The organism is Marinobacter sp. S0848L, assembly GCF_023016065.1.
Taxonomy (GTDB): domain Bacteria; phylum Pseudomonadota; class Gammaproteobacteria; order Pseudomonadales; family Oleiphilaceae; genus Marinobacter.
The window spans coordinates 303,596-320,325 of sequence record NZ_JALKAQ010000001.1 but is presented as its reverse complement, the minus strand read 5'-3'; the positions used below and the strand labels follow the sequence as shown (position 1 = coordinate 320,325).

General features: G+C 54.4%; 16 protein-coding genes. 8 read left to right on the top strand and 8 right to left on the bottom strand.

Annotated elements, in window-relative coordinates:
- Nucleotides 1–4: 4 nt before the first annotated feature.
- Nucleotides 5–454: a cytochrome c gene (locus MWU64_RS01515; protein WP_133004614.1), complete on the bottom strand. Its 450-nt coding sequence runs from the start codon at nt 452–454 to the stop codon at nt 5–7.
- A 189-nt stretch (nt 455–643) separates the two neighbouring features.
- Here MWU64_RS01515 and MWU64_RS01510 point away from each other — a divergent pair, with 189 nt between their 5' ends.
- Complete coding sequence (locus MWU64_RS01510; RefSeq protein WP_247059841.1) at nt 644–1,561, top strand: AEC family transporter; 918 nt, start codon at nt 644–646, stop codon at nt 1,559–1,561.
- Here MWU64_RS01510 and MWU64_RS01505 read toward each other — a convergent pair.
- From MWU64_RS01505 to MWU64_RS01495, 3 genes are all read right to left on the bottom strand, one after another.
- Nucleotides 1,558–2,217: a cation transporter gene (locus tag MWU64_RS01505; protein ID WP_247059839.1), complete on the bottom strand. Its 660-nt coding sequence runs from the start codon at nt 2,215–2,217 to the stop codon at nt 1,558–1,560. The genes MWU64_RS01510 and MWU64_RS01505 overlap by 4 nt on opposite strands.
- 79 nt (nt 2,218–2,296) lie before the next feature.
- On the bottom strand, nt 2,297–2,758 hold the full coding sequence (gene cadR / locus MWU64_RS01500) for a Cd(II)/Pb(II)-responsive transcriptional regulator (RefSeq protein ID WP_247059837.1): 462 nt from the start codon (nt 2,756–2,758) through the stop codon (nt 2,297–2,299).
- Nucleotides 2,759–2,821: 63 nt separating this feature from the next.
- Nucleotides 2,822–4,354: a cryptochrome/photolyase family protein gene (locus tag MWU64_RS01495; protein ID WP_247059827.1), complete on the bottom strand. Its 1,533-nt coding sequence runs from the start codon at nt 4,352–4,354 to the stop codon at nt 2,822–2,824.
- A 177-nt stretch (nt 4,355–4,531) separates the two neighbouring features.
- On the opposite strand from MWU64_RS01495, the gene hemN reads away from it, so the two are divergent.
- The 3 genes from hemN to MWU64_RS01480 all read left to right on the top strand — a co-directional run bounded on the left by hemN (nt 4,532) and on the right by MWU64_RS01480 (nt 8,268).
- The gene (hemN, locus tag MWU64_RS01490; RefSeq protein ID WP_247059822.1) at nt 4,532–5,941 is read left to right on the top strand and encodes an oxygen-independent coproporphyrinogen III oxidase; all 1,410 of its coding nucleotides are present in this window, start codon (nt 4,532–4,534) and stop codon (nt 5,939–5,941) included.
- 516 nt (nt 5,942–6,457) lie between these two features.
- Nucleotides 6,458–8,137 (top strand): sodium:solute symporter family protein, encoded by a 1,680-nt coding sequence (locus MWU64_RS01485; RefSeq protein WP_247059808.1) that lies wholly within the window; start codon nt 6,458–6,460, stop codon nt 8,135–8,137.
- Entirely contained in the window at nt 8,134–8,268 is a 135-nt protein-coding gene (locus tag MWU64_RS01480; protein ID WP_227664329.1) for a putative transporter small subunit, read from the top strand. The genes MWU64_RS01485 and MWU64_RS01480 overlap by 4 nt, the downstream gene beginning before the upstream one ends.
- A gap of 60 nt (nt 8,269–8,328) precedes the next feature.
- Here the strand turns inward: MWU64_RS01480 and MWU64_RS01475 are convergent, their stop codons facing one another.
- Complete coding sequence (locus MWU64_RS01475; protein WP_247059806.1) at nt 8,329–11,055, bottom strand: EAL domain-containing protein; 2,727 nt, start codon at nt 11,053–11,055, stop codon at nt 8,329–8,331.
- 239 nt (nt 11,056–11,294) lie between these two features.
- On the opposite strand from MWU64_RS01475, the gene MWU64_RS01470 reads away from it, so the two are divergent.
- On the top strand, nt 11,295–12,290 hold the full coding sequence (locus MWU64_RS01470; protein WP_247059798.1) for a peptidase U32 family protein: 996 nt from the start codon (nt 11,295–11,297) through the stop codon (nt 12,288–12,290).
- Between the two features lie 12 nt (nt 12,291–12,302).
- Nucleotides 12,303–13,196, top strand: a complete 894-nt coding sequence (locus MWU64_RS01465) for a U32 family peptidase (protein WP_247059796.1) — start codon at nt 12,303–12,305, stop codon at nt 13,194–13,196.
- A 26-nt stretch (nt 13,197–13,222) separates the two neighbouring features.
- Here MWU64_RS01465 and MWU64_RS01460 read toward each other — a convergent pair whose 3' ends face one another.
- Nucleotides 13,223–13,669, bottom strand: a complete 447-nt coding sequence (locus MWU64_RS01460) for a hypothetical protein (RefSeq protein ID WP_247059788.1) — start codon at nt 13,667–13,669, stop codon at nt 13,223–13,225.
- A 204-nt stretch (nt 13,670–13,873) separates the two neighbouring features.
- Here MWU64_RS01460 and MWU64_RS01455 point away from each other — a divergent pair, with 204 nt between their 5' ends.
- On the top strand, nt 13,874–14,236 hold the full coding sequence (locus MWU64_RS01455) for a DUF488 family protein (RefSeq protein ID WP_247059786.1): 363 nt from the start codon (nt 13,874–13,876) through the stop codon (nt 14,234–14,236).
- Nucleotides 14,237–14,291: 55 nt separating this feature from the next.
- The gene (locus MWU64_RS01450) at nt 14,292–15,470 is read left to right on the top strand and encodes an L-lactate dehydrogenase (protein ID WP_247059784.1); all 1,179 of its coding nucleotides are present in this window, start codon (nt 14,292–14,294) and stop codon (nt 15,468–15,470) included.
- Here MWU64_RS01450 and MWU64_RS01445 read toward each other — a convergent pair.
- Together MWU64_RS01445 and narL are read right to left on the bottom strand one after the other, a co-directional pair.
- Nucleotides 15,467–15,973, bottom strand: a complete 507-nt coding sequence (locus MWU64_RS01445) for an SCP2 sterol-binding domain-containing protein (protein ID WP_247059783.1) — start codon at nt 15,971–15,973, stop codon at nt 15,467–15,469. The genes MWU64_RS01450 and MWU64_RS01445 overlap by 4 nt on opposite strands.
- A 69-nt stretch (nt 15,974–16,042) precedes the next feature.
- On the bottom strand, nt 16,043–16,702 hold the full coding sequence (gene narL, locus MWU64_RS01440; RefSeq protein WP_247059781.1) for a two-component system response regulator NarL: 660 nt from the start codon (nt 16,700–16,702) through the stop codon (nt 16,043–16,045).
- Nucleotides 16,703–16,730: the final 28 nt, after the last annotated feature.

Genomic DNA, 16,730 nt, shown 5'->3' with positions numbered 1-16,730 from the left:
TTCCTTAGCCTTCGATGTTTGGCGGCCAGTTGTTGTCGTCGATCTTGGACGTCCATTCCAGGAACGCGGCCAGAGCATCGATGTCTTCATCGCTTAGATTGAAGTTCGGCATTTGGCGGCGGCCGGGGATGTTCGTCGGCATCGCGTTCATCCACGCGCGCATGTAAGACTTGAATACTTCGGTATCGCTAGCGCCGCGGCGGTCAAACACGTTCGCAAGTTCGGGGGCAAAATATGCACCTTCACCCATCAACGAATGACAGCCCACGCAGTTATTGGTCTCCCAAATGTGTTTGCCGTGTACGACTTGCTCGGTGATCTGGTCGCGGTTATCCCGCTCGGGCATAGCCCGAAGCTGTGTGTCAAAAGTCAGGGCCAAGAACAACAGGATGAAGAATGCACTTCCTCCCAGGTATATGTTCCTGGCCATGCTTTTGGTAAAGCGCTCGGCCATGGGTTTCTCTCCTTGGTTGTTAGAAATAACTGACTGCGGCACTAGGATATAAAGATGTATTTGTGATGCTGTTGATCATTATCAAAGATGACCAGCAGTTTCTCTATTGCGCCGGGGAGTTACCTCCACATGGGTAGGTGGTAGACTGCCCCGCTTGTAGTATTCGTTTGTGTTTGCCCGGGAGGCACGATGGCAGCAGCGCTGGCCCTGTTTATAAAACTTCTACCCCTTTACGTAACGGTGGCTCTTGGCTGGGTGGCGGGGCGCTATCTGGAGGTCAGTGGCAGGCACATTGCGGGCATGATGTTGTACATCGTGACACCCTCTGTGGTGTTCTCGGGGGTGATGGCAGCCCCGCTGTCTGCAGAGGTGATTCTGTTACCGTTTCTGGTGATGGGGTTTTGCACGCTGACTGCTTTGCTGCATATGGTTTTCGCTCGCAAGATTCTGAACGATGGCAGTGAAGCGGTCATACCGTTGACGGTGGGGACTGGTAATACCGGCTATTTCGGTATCCCGGTTGCGCTTCTGCTGTTTGGAGAGCATGGGCTGGCGATCTATATCGTTTGCATGCTGGGCACGACGTTGTTCGAAAACTCCGTGGGGTTTTATCTGGCGGCCCGGGGCAAATACAGCATCCGCGATGCCTTGATTCGTGTTGCCAAACTGCCATCGGTGTATGCGTTTCTGCTGGCGGTAGGTTTGAACCTTTCGGGGATGGGGATTCCCGACCCGTTCGTGCCGCTGTTTGATAACCTGCGGGGCGCATACAGCATCTTGGGCATGATGATTATCGGGATGAGTATCCTGAGCTTCAAAGGGCTGGCCGGAAACCCGGTGTTTACCGGGCTCGCGTTTTTCGGCAAGTTTGTGTCCTGGCCGGTGCTGGCACTGGCGTTTTGGTGGCTGGATGCCAGTGTGCTGGGCATCTACGACCAAGCCGTACATCAGGCGATTTTTCTGATTTCCATCACCCCGATTGCAGCCAATACCGTGGTCATTGCCACGCTGCTGGACGCATCACCCCAGCAGGCGGCTGGTACCACACTGCTCAGTACATTATTTGCCCTTGGCTTCATTCCGGTGATGGTTTCATGGGTGTTTTAGTGGCTGTGTGAGGGCGATGTTGCCGCCTCGTGCGCCAGATTCTCAGCACGGGCCTCTGTAATATCTTTCTTGGCATGGCGCATCACGCTGATCCCCGCAGTGATGGCTAAGGTGCCCATAATCGCGGCCACGATTAAATCCGGCCATGCGGTGCCGGTGCCGAACACGCCCAGTGCCGCGCCCATAACGGCGATGTTGCTGATGGCATCGTTACGGCTGCAGAGCCACACCGAGCGCATATCGGAATCGCCTTCCCGAAACTTGAACAATACAACCGCCACGCAAACGTTGGCCACCAGTGCGAGGAAACCGACACTACCCATGGTGAAAGGTTCCGGTGTGGTGCCTGCCTCCAGCACCCACAGTGCCCGGGCCCAGACGACTGCGCCAAACAGGGCCATGGTAATGCCTTTGACCATGGCCGCACGGCCACGCCACAGCATGCCCATTGAAAGAACCGTAAGCGAAAGAATGTAGTTGGCGCTATCACCGAAGAAGTCGATGGCGTCGGCCATGAGTGAAACTGAACCGGACGAAAGGCTGGCCACGCCTTCCACCAGGAACATGGCAAGATTCACCCACAAGGCAAACCACAAAGCGCGACGAAAGCCGGGAGCGGGTGTTTTGGGTGTAGGAGCAGAGCAGGAACAAGCCATAGTGACCTCCAATGAATCAATGTCACTATTTAAAACCCTGTAGTTGCTACAGGGTCAAGCCCTTTAAACAACGGTCTGCTTAGTGACCGTTACCGGCCCCATGAGTACCCGGCACATGATTGTGAGGCTCCGCATCGGAGAGTTTGTCCAACTCGGTATTGAGGCCGTCAAGAATGCCGCAATCGCTGATGGCCCCGGGGGATGCGCAGGCACGCTGAAGGCTTACCAAAGTTTGTTCAAGGCTGGTCAGCTCCTTCAGGCGGGCACGCACATGGGACAAGTGGCTTGCGAGCAGCGCATCGACTTCCGAACAGTCGGCGGTGGGCTTTTCGGCCAGCCGAAGCAATTCACGAATTTCTTCTTGCGCCATATCCAGATTGCGACACCGCCGGATAAACAGCAGGCGTTCCAGGTGTGCTTTGGCGTAACTTCGGTATCCGTTTTCCCCGCGCTCCGGGGCTGGCATGAGCCCGATCTTTTCGTAGTAGCGAATGGTTTCGACGGGCACGTTGGCCTGTTGGGAAAGTGCGCCGATTTTCATGTTATACCTCGTTCACCATAATGGGCTTACTGTTACCCACTTTATGCGTCAGGTAAACCATCGCTATATCTCCTCTATGTGCTCCAGAATCCAATCAGCCCGCTTTATCAGCGCCTCGCGCCGCTCCGGTTTCTGTTTGTCCCAGTTCCGATACATCATGCCCATGCGATGATTGTTTGCGAAATCGTCCCGGTGGCGATCGATGAAATGCCAGTACAGGCTGTTAAACGGGCAGGCATCTTCGCTTGTGGCATCCTGAACGCGGTAGTGGCAGTTCTGGCAGTGATCTGACATCCGCTGGATGTACTTGCCGCTGGCTGCGTAGGGCTTGGAACCCAGATATCCGCCATCAGCGTGCATCACCATGCCGAGCACATTCGGTAGCTCCACCCAGTCGTAGGCATCGGCGTAGACGGCAAGATACCAGTCACAGATTTCCTCGGGTTTGACCCCGGCCAGCAGAGCGAAGTTGCCGGTGACCATCAAGCGTTGTATGTGGTGGGCATAGGCATTTCGGTGGGTGGCATCGATCGCCTTGTGCATGCACCGCATTTTTGTGTCACCGGTCCAGTAAAACCATGGCAACGAGCGGGTGTTGCCCAAGCGGTTTTCACGGGCGTAATCGGGCATTAAGCGCCAGTAAATTCCGCGCACAAACTCACGCCAGCCAAGAATCTGACGCACAAATCCTTCAACGGCGTTCAATGGAGCCTGGCCGGAGTGCCAGGCGCGAACGGCGGCTTCGCAGGCATCCAATGGGGCCAGCAATCCGGTGTTGATATAAGGCGAAAGAATGGCGTGGAACAGCCAGTCTTCCTGATCCGACATTGCGTCCTGATAGTCGCCGAAGCAGGGCAGGGCGAAGTCAACAAAGTGCGCGAGTGCCTGTTGAGCCTGATCAGCGGTAACGGCAAAGTGAAAATCGTCGGTTGTGCCAAAATGGTCTGAAAAGTGCTCATTCACTTGCTTGATAACGGCTTGGGTAATGTCGTCGGGTTCGACCCGAAACGGGCCGGGGGCGGGAGGCTTGCCGGTCCACTTCTTGCGGTTGTCTGCATCGTAATTCCACTGGCCGCCCTCCGGTTGCCCGTCTGGCGTCATTAAAAGGCCCGTTTTCTTGCGCATCTCCCGATAAAAGAATTCCATGCGCAATTGTTTTTTGCCGTCCGCCCATTCGGCAAACTCTTTGTGGCTGCAGATAAACCGGGTGTCCGGACGAATTTCGACGGGAATGCCCAGAGCTTTGTGCCACTGGCTGATTTGGCGATGTAAACGCCATTCACCGCATTCGGTGGTAATCAGGCGCTTCGGCTGGTGCTGTTGCACCGCAGTGGCGATGACTTGTTGCAGAGACTGCGCAGGGTTATTCGGGTGGTAGGGTTGATACTGAACCCGCCAACCGTGCTCTTCTAACACCTGGGCGAAGTGCCTCATGGCACTGAACACGAGCACCAGCTTTTTCTTGTGATGATTGGTGTAGCTGGCTTCATCATGAACCTCGGCCATCACAATCAGGTCGTTTTCCTGGTCAGCGCCTTCAAGGGCAGACAGGGTTGTCGTGAGCTGATCACCAAGAATCAAAATGAGGTTGGCCATAGGGCTCTCCGGCAAAGTTTATCCTTAAGGGGTAGATGAACTACGCCATGAGCACAAGTTTGGTTTAAAACGCCGAGTGATAAGCTTCACTGATCCGTATCAATAGATACAACGGGCCGCTGAGGCATAATCCCTGTCTTCCGGTTTACCGCTTTACCTGACGTTAGAGTGACCACTATGGCTTCATCGATTTCTGCAGACAGCAACCTGCCCGCCTTTATTTGGGACGAGGCGCTGATTCGTCGTTACGATCTCAGTGGCCCGCGATACACATCCTATCCAACGGCGGTGGAGTTTACGCAGGAATACTCTATCGAAGACATGGTGAAGGCTGCCGGTCGCAGTAAAGCTGCGGGCGGGCCGATTTCGCTGTATACCCACCTGCCGTTTTGTGCGCACCTTTGTTACTACTGTGCCTGCAATAAAGTGATCACCAAAAAGCGCGACAAAGCCATGCCTTATGTCGAGCGTGTTCTGAAAGAAGCGGCTATCCAATCGAAGTTGTTTGGTGCCAACCGGCCAGTGCAACAGCTGCACTGGGGCGGAGGCACGCCGACATTCCTGCCGAAAGATGTGATGCAGCATCTGATGGAAGGCTATGGTGAGCTGTTCAACCTGCAGTCCGGGGACGACCGGGACTACAGCGTTGAAATTGACCCGCGTGAAGTCGACGAAGACACTCTGCCAACCCTTTGGAAACTGGGATTCAACCGAATCAGCCTGGGCGTGCAGGACGTGAACCCGGAAGTGCAAAAAGCGGTTAACCGCATTCAGCCGCGGGAAATGACCGAGGGTGTGCTGAATGAAGCGCGCCGCCTTGGGTTCCGTTCAATCAATCTGGACCTGATCTACGGATTGCCGCACCAAACGCCGGAAAGCTTCGCCGAAACGCTGGAGGCGGTGATCGATATGTCGCCAGACAGGCTGTCGGTATTCAGCTACGCACACCTGCCGGATCGCTTCTATCCGCAAACCCGGATACTGGCCGACACCCTGCCGACCCCTCAGCAAAAGCTGACCATTCTTCACAACACCATCAACCGGTTGCTCGAAGCGGGTTACGAATACATCGGCATGGACCACTTTGCCAAACCTGATGACAGCTTGGCGGTTGCCCAGCGCGAGGGGCGGCTGCACCGGAACTTCCAGGGCTATACCACCCACGCCGATTGCGACCTGGTGTCGTTAGGCGTGTCGGCCATTGGTCAAACCGACGATGCTTACTTCCAGAACAATCATGATCTGCCGTCCTGGGAAGCCTCGATTGATGCCGGGCAGTTGGCCATCGTACGCGGCGTGGGGCTGAGCCGGGACGACCGTATTCGTCGCTGGGTTATCGGCCAACTGATTTGCCAGTTCCGCCTGGATCGCAAACAGTTTTCCGACCAATGGAATGAAGACTTCGACCGCTACTTCGCGGATGAACTGGCGCGCTTAAAGCCCATGATCCAGGACGAACTGATTGCCGACGACGGCTCTGTTTTGCAGGTACAGCCAGCAGGAAGATTGTTAATTCGTGCTATTTGTCAGATTTTCGATCTGTACCGGAAAGAGGGTGCCAGCCAGCGATTTTCCCGGATCATCTGAACACAACAAACCTGATGTTAATCAATAAACAGGGCTGCCTTCGGGTGGCCCTGTTTGCGTTGGGCCATTGAACAGTCTGGAAAAGAATATGAGTTAGTGTTTGTGTCGTACACTAATATTCTGCCCTCTACAGACTAGACAATGTGCCGTAAAATGCGTATGGTTTTTGGGCCTCACGTCTGGGCTTCTATGTGATTAACCTGAAACTCAATACATAGAAGGCGTTCGTTTCAAGAGACAGAGCAACCTCTGGATTCCGAAACGGTCGTCAGTTTGTTTTGCTTCTGGTTAAAAGGATTGAAAATACCATGACATCTAAAGAATTTTCTGAGCTTTTGCCTCGCCTTAGTATTCCTTAGCTACGTTTAGCTACCGGGCACCTTTGCCCGCGTCCTGTTGCCCCAAGCAACAGCCCCGCTTGAGCGGAAACTACAGCTCCCTGCTCGATTCTTGGCGACCGAAATTAAACGTTCGGGCAGACAGCGGATTTTTGTTTCTTCGAAAAGAGGTTGAGTCTTGAACGAGAACGGATTTACCCAGTTTTCTACAGTAACCGTGCTGTTACTGCTTGCTGCCTTCTATGGCGGTACCTACTTGTTGACTTTGCTCATCCGCAAAGACAAGGAAGATACGTCCGGCTTTATGGTGGCAGGCCACCAGGTCGGTTTCGGAATGGGTGCGGCCAGTATGACCGCCACCTGGATCTGGGCTGCGTCGTTCTACGCGGCGGCTACGTCTGGTTACACCTACGGCGTGTCGGGGCCGATTCACTACGGCTTCTGGGGCGCGCTGATGATTCTGTTCATCTATCCGTTCGGTCGCCGTTTTCGCGAACTAGCCCCTAGCGGACATACCTTGGGCGAGCTTATTCATGCCCGTCACGGCTCCTCCAGTCAGCTGATTCTGGCCGGCTCCAACGTGTTGGGCAGCATTATCAGTTTGATGGTGAACTTCACAGCGGCAGGTGCTCTGGTGTCTGTGCTGTCGCCCTTATCGTTTGAAATCGGTGTGCTGGTGGCAGGCGTGGGCGTGTTGTCTTACACCTTGACCTCTGGATTCCGTGCCTCGGTGTTTACCGACTTTGCCCAGCTGGTGGCATTGATGGCCATCGCTGTCGTGATCATTCCGGCCGTGCTGTTTTCCGCGGGTGGCCCAAGTGTGATGGTAGAAGGCCTGAGCCGCATGACCGACGAGCAGGCCAGCTTGTTCTCGGTAGACGCGATCATGAATCAGGGCGCGCCTTTCTTCGTGGCCGTATTGGCTTATGCCATTGGTAACCAGACCATTTCCCAGCGCCTGTTTGCGGTGCGTGAGAAGAACATCAAATCGACGTTTGTAACCGCAACGATCGGCTACGGTGCCATTGTGATCGGGCTGGGCATGATCGGTTTGATGGCGCTGTCGGTGGGTGTTGAGCCGTTAAATGGCGAAATGAACAACCTGATTCCGCAGATGGTGTCCACTTATCTGTCGCCGTTCTTCGTGGCGCTGTTCTTTGTGCTGGTAATCGGTTCTCTGTCTTCAACGGCGGACTCCGACCTGTCGGCGCTGTCCACCATTATGATGGCCGATGTTTACGGCAAGAATATCGCCAAGAACAACCCTAACCCGAAAATCATGATGATGGTTGGCCGGATCACCATGATCGTGGCCACGGTTGCTGGCCTGATTTTCGCCAGCTTCTCGCTGGATATTCTGGTGATGCTGGTGTTTGTGGGTGCCTTGTGGGGTGCAATTGTATTCCCGGTCATCGTCAGCTGCTTCTGGGACCGGGTCACCAACGCGGCCTTCACCTGGTCGGTTGTGGTGGCCATGGCGTTCTTCTGCATTGCCCGTTTCGAGTTGGTAGAGATGACAGGGCTGACCGTGCTGCTGTTTGAAGTTCTGGCGTCTGCAGGCGGCGCTGTGGTGATCGGCATGATGGTGTTCGGTTTCTTCGGCCGTGCGGCCGGATTGATTGCGGGTGCAATCACCTTGGTACTAATGCTGATTTTTGCGACCGGCTTCCTGCGAGACTACATGGTATTGGTGGCATCGCTCACCGCATACGGTGCCAGCGCTGTGGTTTGCACAGCAATGACACTGCTCAGCAAAGAAGAGCGTTTTGACTTTGATTTGATCGAAAAACGGGTCGGTTGCTACGACGAAGCAGACACTGACGAAACTGTTGATATGATCCCGGAGGGTGCAAAATGACAAACGAATTGGTTTATGGCGCGTATATCCTGGTATGGCCGGCTCTGACGTTAGGCGTGCTGGCGGTTATCTGTGGCGCAGTAGCGCGGGATGCCCGTAACTGCCGCAAATCGGATGAAGATTTGATCTGATTAGTATCAGGCAGTCGTTACGACACAGCAGCCCTTCGGGGCTGCTTTTTTTTACACCCACTATTTATCAAACCAGCTTTGAGCGCTGTGCCAGCGTGCCAGCCATTCGCGAACCTGCGCAGCAGGCATGGGCCGGCCAATACCGAAGCCTTGTCCGGCAAGGCAACCGAGTGCGACCAGTTCTTTACCCTGTTCCTCGGTTTCTATCCCTTCTGCAATGACCTGAAATCCAAACGCATCCGCCAGCCCGATAATGCCTCGTACGATCGCTTTGCTACCCGCCTCATGCTGCATGTCGCGGACAAAGCACTGGTCGATTTTCAGGGTTTCAGCCGGAAGCTGCTTCAAATAATTCAACGACGCATAGCCCGTCCCGAAATCATCCAATGAGGCGCGAATGCCCAGTGCCCGGCACTGCTCAAGCACATTGCTGGCAAGCTGAATGTCGTTGATTGCGGCGCTTTCCAGAATCTCGAGCTCGAGACCTGCGGGGTCAAACCCCGGATGGCTTTGAATCTGCTCTTCCAGTAGCGGCACGAAGTTCGGAGCCAGCAACTGCAAAGAATTGATGTTTACGCTAACGGAGGTGCGTATGCCCTCGGACTTCCAACGTTCGATCTGGGCAATAGCCGTTTGAATGACCCAATTGCCCACGGTGATGGAAATCGGATGCTGCTCAATGTGAGGAAGAAACTCCCCGGGCGGTACCAATCCCCGGTTGGGGTCTTGCCACCGGAGCAGGGCCTCGAAACCAAGCACGTCACCGGTTTGCATATTGACCTTGGGCTGGAAGTGCAAAATGAGTTCATCGTTTTCCAGTGCATTCTCTAGCTGTTCTAAGAGATTGGATAAGGCGCTTTCGCTTCGCTCTTTTTCAGAGTCAAACCAGATCAAGCGCCCGCGACCGTTTCGCTTTGCATCATGCAGAGCTTGAGTGGCATGACGGATGAGGGCGTCGCCGTCAGAGCTGTCTTCCGGAAAGTAGGTGGCGCCAATGCTGCTTCCCACCGAAATTGACTGACCGTCGAGGTTGATGGGTTTGGCAAGATCATTCTGGACACGCTCAAGAATCTGACCGACCAGTGTAATGTTACTAACGGATTCCAACACCAGCAGGAATTCATCGCCGCCGGTACGTGCCAGGGAATCGACCTCGCGTAAATTGGCCAGCAAGCGTTCGCCAACGATCTCGAGCAACTGGTCGCCCACATGGTGGCCATGGCGTTCGTTGATCTGTCTGAAATGGTCGATATCCAGCGCCGCCACAACCACTCCTTTTCCTCTGTGTGACGATAGATTCAGGGCGTGCCTCAGGCGATCTCGAATCAGGGCCTCGTTGGGCAACTTGGTAAGGGGGTCGTGGTAGGCGCTGAACTCCAGTTGTGCCTCGTGTTGCCGGGCTCTTTCCGTGATGTCTGAAGACACCGATACATAATAATCTGTGATGCCTTTTCGGCTTTTAACGGCACTGATGGTGGTCCATTCTGCGTAAAACTCACCGTTTTTCCGGCGGTTCCATATTTCGCCTTGCCAGCTGCCGGTGCGTGTTAGTTGTTCCCACAGGCGCTTGTAAAAAGCCTTGTCTTGCCGCCCGGACTGCAGAATCCGGGAGTTTTTGCCCAGAACCTCGCGCCGGGTGTAGCCGGTAATGTCGGTAAAGGCTTTGTTTACCTCAACGATGTTGGCGTTTCGATCCGCGATCGTCACTCGGTCATGGCTGTGATCGAAGATTGCTTCAGCGAGTTGCAGTTGGGTTTTGATGTGCCGGAATACCAGATACGCAAAGCCCAGACTGCCCACCAAAATTAGCGGCGACAAGATAATGTAGCGCCACAAATGCCGCTGAGCATTGGCGCGCATGCGTGATGTTTCCTGGAGAATATCCTGCGCGAGTGCGGATTCGGTTTTGCTGAGATTGGCGATACGCTTGTTTTGGTGGCTAATCCAATCCTGCAGTGATGCGCTTTTCAAAACAGCGGTCTTGTCCGGTGCTTTGATCAGTTGATCGCGGAATTGTAGGCTTTCAGGAGTAATGGAAAGCGCTTGCAGGCTCTCGCTCGAATCCGTTTGTGTATCCAGCATCATGCGAGCGCTGAACTGACGCCCTGCGTTAAAGATTAGCTCTTGAAACTGACTCTCGTTAATTGAATGACTGATCAGGGCGCCAGAAATAAGCACACGCTCTCGCCCGGCAAGCTCTTTTAATCGGCTGACAAGGAAGTAAGCCCGCAGTTTCCGGCCAACGTGATTCAAGCTGGTTTGTTCTGAAAGGTGGCTGATCAGTTCGTTCAGCGCGTCAACGTGGTGCGTTAAGTAGTTACGGACCTCGCTGCTGGAAATGCTCAGTGAATCGATGCGCTGCCGGAAGCCTGGCAAGAGTGCCAGCGCTTTCGCCCGGCGTTGTAGGCTGTCTTTAAAATTCGATTCCGCTGAGGAATGGCCGGGCTCAGCCAGAGCGGCTTTAAGCGTCACCAGCTTCTGGTCTGTAATTGTGCGCGCTTCTATCACTTTCTCGGTGTGAAGTTTTCCTCCGCTTGCAACATAGACGCTGCTTGCGGCACGTTCGTTTTGCAGTGCACTCACCAAAAAGCCAGCATCTACAGCGTGTTGGGTATCTTCCTCAAGCGCGGCAAGCCTTTGAGCGCTTTGATAAAGCGCTAAACCATTGGTCAGCGATAACCACGCCACGGCGATAAACAACGGTGTAAACGTCAGAAAGGCACGGGTCGCCAAGGGGAGTTTGTCGAACCGCCGGATCGCCTTTTCAATGCAGTGTCTGAAGAACATGTATCCGGATACCCTGAGCCCAACGTGAATTACGTGACAGTTGTTTCAATAACCATTTTTAATTTGTGGTTAATGGTACGGATTCAGTCGATTCGGGTCACCGATATCGTGGATATCTTTGGTATTAACCGATCTCTTGTACGTACCTTTACGTACTCCGCGGGGCTCGCTGATATCGGTCAAGGTGATTTCGCGGATGCGACGCTACTGTGCCGAAACGTTTTTCAGTGGAGAAAGCCATGGAACTTGTCTGCCCCGCCGGAAGTCTGCCCGCTCTGAAAACCGCAGTGGATCATGGCGCAGATGCGGTGTATCTCGGTTTCCGAGACAGCACCAACGCTCGCCAATTCGCCGGCCTTAACTTTAACGACAAGCGTGCCGGTGAAGGAATCGAATACGCTCATTCGAAAGGTAGCAGAGTTTTTTGCGCAATCAACACGTATCCCCAACCCGATGGGTGGGAGCAGTGGAAATCGGCTGTGGATCGCGCGGCCAGTCTGGGGGTGGATGCCATAATCCTGGCGGATATGGGGTTGCTGGACTACGCCGCGAATAAATACCCGCACATACCACGGCACCTTTCGGTTCAGGGCTCTGCCACCAGTTACGAAGCGCTTTCGTTTTATAAAGACAATTTCGATATCCGCCGAGCGGTGTTGCCTCGGGTTCTCTCGCTGGATCAGGTTCGGGGCGTGGCTAAGCATAGCCCTGTTGAACTGGAAGTTTTTGCCTTTGGCAGTCTGTGCATCATGGCAGAAGGGCGCTGCTATCTGTCGTCCTACCTGACCGATGAATCTCCCAACACCCGCGGTGCTTGTTCGCCTGCCAAAGCGGTGCGTTGGCAAGAAACCGGTGAAGGCCTGGAATCGCGGCTCAACGACGTTTTGATTGACCGTTATGGCCCGGGCGAATCGGCCGGCTACCCGACGTTGTGTAAGGGCCGGTTTGACGTTGAAGGCAGTGTCTACCATGCCATCGAAGAGCCGGTCAGCCTCAATACCATGGATTTGCTGCCCGACTTGAAGACGTTGGGCATCAGCGCGGTCAAAATCGAAGGGCGGCAACGCAGCCCGGCTTACATTGCCGATGTGGCCCGTACCTGGCGCCAGGCTTTAGATGGGCTGGATACACACCCCGATATGTTTACGGTTGACCCTGCATGGCGCAATACTTTGTCTGGCCTTTCCGAAGGAGGCTTGACCACCATTGGTGCTTACCATCGAAAATGGAAATGAGGGGCTGTGATTATGATGAAACTATCTCTGGGCCCGATTCTTTGGTTTTGGTCCAAGCAAAGTGTCTTTGATTTTTATGCCAAGGCGGCGGAATGGCCGGTTGATACGATTTATCTGGGGGAAGTCGTTTGCTCCCGACGGCGAGAACTGAAACCGGATGACTGGATTGATCTTGCCAGGGATTTAAAAGCCTGCGGCAAAGACGTGGTGCTCTCAACCCTGACGCTGATTGAGTCCGAAGCCGACTTGAGACGGCTACGCCGATTTTGCGAGCAGGGCGAATTCATGGTGGAAGCCAATGACCAAAGCGCCTTGCAGGTGGCGGTTCGGAATCGCATACCGTTTGTCACCGGGCCTTCCATGAATATCTACAACACGGCCACGTTGAAGATTCTGGCCAATCAGGGCCTGCAAGGTTGGAATCTGCCGGTTGAATTAGGCCGGGACACACTGGGCGAACTGATTTGTGAGCTGGAGCAGGAAGGGCTGGATTTACCTGCGGAAGTCTTCTCGTGGGGGTTCCTGCCATTAGCTTGGTCGTCTCGATGCTTTACGGCACGGCATTACAACTTGCCGAAAGACAACTGCGAATTTCGGTGCCTGGAACACCCGGATGGCATGGAGCTGCGCTCCCGAGAGAGTCAGGAGCTCTTCCGTTTGAACGGCATTTCCACACTGTCCGGGGCACGCTACGACCTGATGCGGGAACTGCCCGAGATGGAGCGGATGGGGGTGTCAACGGTTCGGTTGAGCCCGGAACATCAAGGAATGGATGAGGTTGTGAAGCGTTTCGATCAGGTTCGGCGAGGCGGGATGCCAGACACGGATCCGTTGCAGCTGGTGGAAGCGCCGCCCTGCGATGGTTACTGGTACGGGCGCCCCGGCATGGATCAGGTCAGACGCTGACGCAGCCTTTACTACAGGGGCTGGCTTTATTGCCAGACCCCGAGCAGAGCACCGGAGCCCAGCACGAACGACCCACCCACTTCGGCAACAACCAATGCAATCATGAAGCCGTGAACCAGCCACCCCGGCAGGGTTGATTGGCCCAGTTTGTGGGGCTTGCGCAGTTGGTTGCTGGTGTCTCTTAAAATGCCGTGAATGATGTAGGTGCCAATGGCCAAACTGAAAAAGCCCAGAGCGCCAAGAGCTGCCAGAGTATTCACCCAATCTGCATACACGCTATAACTGGCGAACCACCCCAGTAGCAGGGCGGCAAAGCTGTACATCAGCGAGCTACGGTGCGCGATGTCCACGTATCTTGGCGCGGCGGCTTTCGGGCTGGTGGCCATGCACCAGTATTTCCAGATGCCGGTTAATAACCCTGTCATAAAAAAGATAAAAGCGGCGGTGAGACAAAGCTTTTCGGCCAGACTCATTGAACTCAGTCCTTGCATGGGGCCATGAGGGCATCGTGGCGAGGTAGGTTGTTATGCGTTCTTAAAGCTTGAAATCTATCAGAACGGGTAGGCTGATAATAGTCAGCTTGGGCCAGTCTTGGGGTTGTGCGGTTCGGGGCGAATTTTGAAACAAGGCGGCGCACGGAGTAGTCTCTGGGCTGTGTTTTTAGTTTGGAGCCTGTTATGGATATTCGACTAAAAAGAGCCTACGACGCAGCTGCTCGCTCAGACGGCCCACGAATTCTGGTTGACCGTATCTGGCCGCGAGGTGTCTCGAAAGAGGATGCGGACATTGCCCATTGGTTAAAAGGACTGTCACCGTCTACCGAGCTGCGGAAATGGTTCGATCACGATCCCGACAAATGGGACGAATTTCAAAAGCGTTACCTCAAAGAGTTAAAGGCAGACGAAGCCTCTGATGATCTTAAAACCTTTAAAAACCTGCTGGCGGAACAGAAACGCATCACTTTAGTCTTTGCTGCAAAAGACACCGAGCACAATAATGCGGTTGCTCTGAAAGCCTTTGTGCAAGAAGATAAGCTGTAAGCGTTATCTCTACTAAAAACAACGGACTGTAATCCCAATAATAAGAGTGCCAGCCATGCTCGCTCCCGCATCTGTTTCTGACTATCGCTTGTTGGCCAGGCGAAAGCTACCGCGCATGCTGTTTGATTATCTCGACGGCGGTGCCTTCTCTGAACAGACTTTGGCGGACAACCGCCGGGCCTATAACCAATGGTATTTTCGCCAGCGGGTAATGACCGATGTTGCTCAGGTTGATACCGCTACGGAGTTAGTCGGCGCGCCAGTCAGCTTGCCTTTGGTCATGGCGCCGATGGGGTTATCCGGTATGTTAGCCAAGCGCGGAGAGGCTCAGGCGGCCAAGGCAGGTGCGAGTGCAGGCATCCCTTTTTGTTTAAGTACCGTGGGCATTTGTTCAGTGGAAGAAGTGGCTCGGGAGGCTCCGAATGCCAACCTCTGGTTTCAGCTCTATGTGTTGAAAGACCGGGGCTTCTCCGCAGACTTGCTGGCCCGTGCCTGGCAAGCGGGCTTTAAAACGTTGGTATTTACGGTAGATTTGGCGCGCCTTGGGCTGCGTTATCGTGATGTCCGGAACGGCATGAATGGCAATCTGTCGGTGCCCGCAAAACTCCGTAAAGCTCTGGATTTAGTGAGCCATCCCCGTTGGTTGGCCGATGTTGCCATCGGCGGAAAACCGCTGACTTTCGGCAATCTCGCTAGTGTGGTGCCATCCGGCCGCAAACCGGAGGATTTCAAGGCGTGGGTAGAAAGCCAGTTTGATCCTTCGGTGACTTGGCATGATCTGGGTTGGATTCGCGAAAACTGGCCCGGTAAGTTGGTTATAAAAGGCATTATGGAAAGCGACGATGCGCGCGCGGCCATTGGGGTTGGTGCCGATGCCATTGTGGTTTCCAATCACGGAGGTCGACAACTGGAAGGCGCGCCGGCCAGTTTGAATGTGTTGCCGACGATAGCCGAAGCGGTTGAGGGCAAATGCCAGGTGTTGGTCGATGGTGGTGTTCAAACCGGGCAGGATCTGGTGCGTGCGTTGTGTCTGGGTGCGGATGGTTGTTTGATGGGGCGGCCGTGGGGGTATGCGCTGGCAGCCGGCGGGCAGAACGCAGTCGAAAACCTGTTGCACAATATCCGGCTGGAAACCGAACTTACCCTGTCACTCATGGGCAAAACGTCGATCAGTCAACTCAGCCGTTCAGATTTACTGTCGCCGACCGAAGTGCAGTCGGTGAGCGGTGTTTAGCGTGTTCGCAACAGAAGCTCCCGCAGCCGCAGGTTCCACTCCAGGCTGTCGAGCAGGTTTTTCAGCGCAAGCCCCAGTTCGGTGTCCCCTTCAATCACCAAACGACGTTGGAAGAACAGTTGGTCTGGGTCCTGCTTTCGTTCGGCCAAGGTTCTGAACGCGGAAATTGAGCCGCGAATGGTGGCTTCGCCAGCACCATCGATGACACGCAGACGGCCTGCCCAGAACCCAAGGGTGATACCCGGTTGCCCCCCGTTTATTTCAAGGCGAATTCGTCGGCCTTCAAACTCATCAAATTCCCCCTCTGCTATCGCATCGGCGAACAGCCGGTTCAGCGGCGCTTCAGCAACCAGTTGTTTGATTGGCACTGGAATAGCGTTGTCGACGGCACCGAGCAGGGGGCTGGGAGAGGGCAGATATTCCTGAACTAACGCGACCAAGTCGCGCGCCGGGAGTGGCGGTAAACTTGAAGGGGTAGGGAACCGGGGCAGGCTCAGGCGCATGTCGAACTCCATCGGTAGATTTGACCGGTGCAGAATATCCGAACACGTGCCTGATCGATTTGATATAACTCAGCCCCGGTGCAAACCTTCTTCGACAGCCCACACGGCAACTTCCACGCGAGAGCGCAGGTTCAGTTTCTTTAGCAGGTGTTTCACGTGCACTTTTACGGTGCCGTCGCTGATGTCCAGTTTGCGGCCAATCATTTTGTTTGACAGGCCTTCAGCGATCAGCTTGAGGATGTCTTTTTCGCGTGGTGTCAGGCTGTCGTAGTCCGGGCGAGACGACTTATGCGGTTTGTTTGAACGCAAAGCTTCTGCGAGCAGAGTGGTCAGACGATCGCTGATCACCAGTTTACCAACCGCAGCCTGGTGCAGTTGGGCGATCATATCTTCGGGCTCCATGTCTTTCAGCAAGTAACCATCGGCACCGGCACGTAAAGCGGCCACCACGTCGTCTTCCTGATCCGATACGGTAAACATGATGATGCGGGAACTGATGTTGTGTTCACGCAGTTTTCTCAGAGCCTCAATGCCATCCATTTCCGGCATGTTCAGATCCATAAGGATCAGATCCGGCTCTATTTTTAACGCCAGTTCAATACCTTCAGCGCCGCTGTTGGCTTCACCGGCTACGTTCATGTCGGGTTCCAGCTCGATTAACTGTTTGATGCCCCGGCGTAACAGCGGGTGATCATCAATCAAAAGAATGCTTGCAGGTGTTTCAGCCATAGAGGGTCTCATTGAAAGTCTGTCTGGT